This window comes from 'Chrysanthemum coronarium' phytoplasma, assembly GCF_000744065.1.
In the GTDB taxonomy this organism is placed as follows: Bacteria; Bacillota_I; Bacilli_A; order Acholeplasmatales; family Acholeplasmataceae; genus Phytoplasma; species Phytoplasma asteris.
Genome location: NZ_BBIY01000144.1, coordinates 1 through 709 on the forward strand (window position 1 = coordinate 1; position 709 = coordinate 709).

The window sequence follows — 709 nt, forward strand, 5'->3', positions numbered from 1 at the left end:
CCCGATAAACATCAAACATTTATTCAATTAAAAAACAAGGAGTTATACAATTATGAATACTTATTTAGATTTATGTCGTTTTATTTTGCAAAAAGGCAGTTTTAGAAATGACCGCACTAATACAGGTAACAAAAGTGTTTTTGGCTACCAAATGCGCTTTAATCTTGAAGAAGGTTTTCCTTTGTTAACTACTAAAAAAATGAATCTTAGATCAATTATCCACGAACTTTTATGGTTTTTAAAAGGGGATACTAATATTTGTTATGTGGTACAAAACAATGTTAATATTTGGAATGAATGGCCTTATCAAAAATATCAACAATCAGCTTTTTTTCAAAATGAAACATTGAAAGAATTTGTAGAAAAAATCAAAAATGATCCTCTTTTTGCCATAAAGCACGGTAATTTAGGTCCTGTTTATGGTAAACAATGGCGCGATTTTAATGGCGTTGATCAAATCAAATTTTTAATTTCTGAAATCAAAACCAATCCCAATTCCAGACGTTTGATTCTTAATTCTTGGAATCCGCCCTTATTAAACCAAATGGCATTGCCACCTTGTCATGTCTTAATTCAATTCTACGTTCATCAAGGCAAACTCTCCTTGCAACTATATCAACGTAGTGGAGATGTTTTTTTGGGAATACCTTTTAATATCGCTTCTTATTCTTTATTACTTATGATGGTCGCACAAGTAACTAACTTACAA

At 30.7% G+C, this 709-nt stretch carries 1 protein-coding gene; it reads left to right on the forward strand.

Annotated elements, in window-relative coordinates; all coding sequences use genetic code 11:
- Positions 1-52: 52 nt before the first annotated feature.
- The coding region (locus OYV_RS04200) for a thymidylate synthase (RefSeq protein ID WP_042068473.1) at positions 53-709 on the forward strand (657 nt) is incomplete at its 3' end.